This window comes from Deltaproteobacteria bacterium, assembly GCA_018668695.1.
Taxonomy (GTDB): Bacteria; Myxococcota; XYA12-FULL-58-9; order XYA12-FULL-58-9; family JABJBS01; genus JABJBS01.
In genome coordinates, this window is the sequence record JABJBS010000075.1 from 1 (window position 1) to 3391 (window position 3391).

The window sequence follows — 3391 nt, forward strand, 5'->3', positions numbered from 1 at the left end:
AAAATAACTTTCACAGGGGTCTCTTGGTTGGTGATATGCTTTCGACCGCTTTTGGTCTCGGGTGATGTAGTGTCTCGTGACTCTTTATACCGTGCTCATGATGAAGCCCTTTCTTGGTATTATGACAAGCACGAGTTGTGCCATGTTATGTTAGGGAGGGCATACCGCGTTATCTCGGTTCATAATTTACTATTCGTGAACTAGGGGTTACCGTGGGGTGATCATTTAAGGCACCTGAGCTTGAGAGGGTAACGCCGAAATGAGTGTGGAGTTATAGTTTTAGTGTTGTAACCAGTGAGGATTATCAAGCGGCCGGATTCAATTTCAGTGGCTTGAGGTTCGCCGTAAAATGTCGAAGCGGGCGCGGCGTTGAGATAATTTGATAACCCGGAATCTGGTCTTTAATACTATCTACGTGAGTAAGTACTTCAATAACATAGTCTACGTGGCTCTGTGTGTAAGTGCGCCTTGGGAAGGCTAAACGCACAAGTTCCATAGGTGCTGCTTTCTCGGTTCCATCCGGTTGGAGACCAAACATCACAGTTCCAATTTCAACGCTGCGAATCCCACCTGATAGGTAAAGCTGGTTGGCCAGAGCCCAAGCTGGATACTGTGTTGGCTTAAGGTGGGGGAGCATCTGCAAAGCGTCGATATAGATTGCATGTCCACCGGTTGGAAGCACGATAGGAATCCCCGCCTTGGTTAATCTTTCTCCAAGATAAGCTATCGATTGGATCCTATATTCTAAGTAGTGAGGATCCAGAGATTCTTTGATGCCTACTGCCAATGCTTCCAGGTCGTATCCGGCCAGTCCACCGTAGGTTGGAAACCCTTCAGTTTGTATTAAGTGGGTACGACATCGCTCTGCGACGGAATCTTGGTTGAGGCAAAGAAATCCGCCAATGTTGACCATTCCATCCTTTTTTGCGCTCATTGTACAACCATCGGCCAATGAAAAAATCTTCTGGGCAATTTCCAGAGGAGAGCAATCTTGGTAGCCATGCTCGCGTTTTTTTATGAACCAGCTGTTTTCAGCGAAGCGGCAAGCGTCAATAAAAAATGGAATTTTATGATGGCGTGCGACCGCACTAATCTGCTTGATATTTTCCAAGCTAACGGGTTGACCACCTCCTGAATTATTAGTGATCGTGACCATGATCAGTGGGATGTTTTTCACACCCTCCTTTTCGATCACTTGCTCCAGTGATTTAATACACATATTCCCTTTAAAAAGGTGCTGAGAACTCGGCTGGTGTCCGTCTGGTATAAGCAAGTCTAACGCCGTTGCTTTCATTGCCTCGATGTTTGCGCGCGTAGTGTCAAAGTGGGTGTTGCTCGGAACCACCTGTCCAGGGCCAACCAAAGAAGTAAATAGAATATTTTCTGCAGCTCTTCCTTGGTGCGTGGGGATGATATGGGCAAAGTCCATGATTTCACGGACAGCTTTTTCAAACCGAAAATAGGATGGTGAACCGGCGTAAGATTCGTCTCCACGCATCATAGCGGACCATTGTTGGTCAGAAAGCGCTCCGGTTCCACTGTCTGTTAGGAGGTCAATAAGCACGTCATCAGCGTGTACCTGAAAGAGATTGTAGGAGGCGTTCTTTAGTGCCTCCGAGCGTTCTGCTTCAGTCGTTTGGCGTATTGGTTGAATGGTCTTGATTCTAAAAGGCTCAATGATTGTTTTGAATTTCACTTGGTTGCTTTCGGTTAAACTTCGGATTTCCAAGTGCAAGCTTCATGCCTGGAAGTAATGCTTATTGATACAGGTTTTAGGTTACCGGATCGTTTCAGAGTGGAACATTGCAGTTACACTTAGGTTACTTGCGTATGCTCGAGGTAACGAAGTGGGGAGAATCTTGAGTCGATGTTCGTTGTTGTTTTATCAATTATATTACCGACAATTGTGCTGGCTGTTTCGCACGCGAGCGTAATTCCGAGAGCATCATGACCGGTTGCCAGTTGTAGACCATCAACCGTCGTTTTTCCGACTACGGGCAGACCATCGGGCGTTGCCGAAAGATGAGAGATTGAATGTTGCTCAACTGTATTCCCTTTTTGAGAAGGTATGATTTGGGTGATCTCGTCAAGTAGATACTGACGATAATACGCCTCATCTGTATTATGTTTCTGAGTCGGTTGTTCAATACTGGTTACAAGAAGATGATTCGAGTCGAGAGGGATGATGGTCATTTTATCTCGGACAATGACATTGTTGAGTTGTGAAGTATTCGGTACCTTTAGCGCATGCGCGTACTTTTGTGTGATGGGAATATTTAATGTTTTCGGAAGTAGTTCGGTGCTCCATATTCCTGTCGCAACTACAACTTGTTGCGTTTCTAGATTCCAAGACTTCCCCCCCTGAATGGCCTTTACGCCCACTGTACGGTTATTCTCGAATATTGGCCGGACGGCGTGTAGGCTCCGGTTTACCCATCCTCCGTGTTTCGTAATCATGAGGTACAAAGCATCACAAAGAAGCTGAGAGTCGATAAGCGTCGTAGCCGATGTATAGAGCGAACGGTAAGGTCGATTTCTGAGCTGAGGAACCTTTTCTCTTATTTGCTCAGGAGTGAGTAATTGCCATTGGTTTAGGTCATTCAGTGATTGTTTTAGAAGCTCATCAAAACTTTCACTTTGATGTTCGCTCTCGGAAAGAACCACCATTGGTAGCTCTTTAAATCCACTCGATAGGCCAATTTCATTTAATATTTTTGTACTTAAATCTTTGTATTGTGTTTGTGAGTCGGCTGCAGCGACATTACCAATTTTTCTTGTAGGTAGGTTAAAGACATGGTCGCGAACAATACCGACGGCGGAACTGGATACTTGGCCAACTTTATTTATTCCGAGTAGTGCTGCGTTGAGTCCACGGCTTTGGGCGATGTGGGCTATCATCGATCCAATGATACCTGCACCAATAATGACGACGTCGAATGGGGATTGTGGGGTTTTCAATACAGTCTTCCTTTTCGCTTGGTTACAACTCTGCAAGAAGGAGGCCACATTGGGTTGGGGCGGTTACTTACATATTCGTCGATGCACGATGCTCGCAGACAGAGTGATTCTGTGACTTTGATGGGGCGGGCGTGATTTATTGAGGAGGTCAATCTAGGGGAAGCCCCAAGAATTGACTTATGGATTTTGACAATTCATCCGACTCAGTCGATGTTTTGATTGTGGGTATCGTTGCGGTGTGGGCACCGCGGTCGTGGCGGTTTTATTGAGTGGGTTCTGAACACTCGATGCCTGCCTCGATGTCGGCCAAGCTGTCGGTGATTCCAGCGTCGCAAAGCGCTGTATAAAGCTGGTTTAAAACTTGGCAGTTCTGGCAACTCGTGTCGGTGACGCTTATCTCACCGTAGTTGCATGTCGAAGTCCCTGAAAAGCA

Annotated in this window: 3 protein-coding genes; all 3 read right to left on the bottom strand. The window is 46.2% G+C overall.

The genetic code is table 11. From position 1 onward, the window contains the following. Positions 1 to 304: 304 nt before the first annotated feature. Complete coding sequence (locus tag HOK28_04245) at positions 305 to 1696, bottom strand: tryptophanase (protein MBT6432277.1); 1392 nt, start codon at positions 1694 to 1696, stop codon at positions 305 to 307. A gap of 119 nt (positions 1697 to 1815) precedes the next feature. Then, positions 1816 to 2958 carry an FAD-binding oxidoreductase gene (locus HOK28_04250; GenBank protein ID MBT6432278.1) on the bottom strand — a complete coding sequence of 381 codons (1143 nt, stop codon included), beginning with the start codon at positions 2956 to 2958 and terminating at the stop codon, positions 1816 to 1818. Positions 2959 to 3220: 262 nt separating this feature from the next. Continuing rightward, the coding region (locus HOK28_04255) for a hypothetical protein (GenBank protein ID MBT6432279.1) at positions 3221 to 3391 on the bottom strand (171 nt) is incomplete at its 5' end.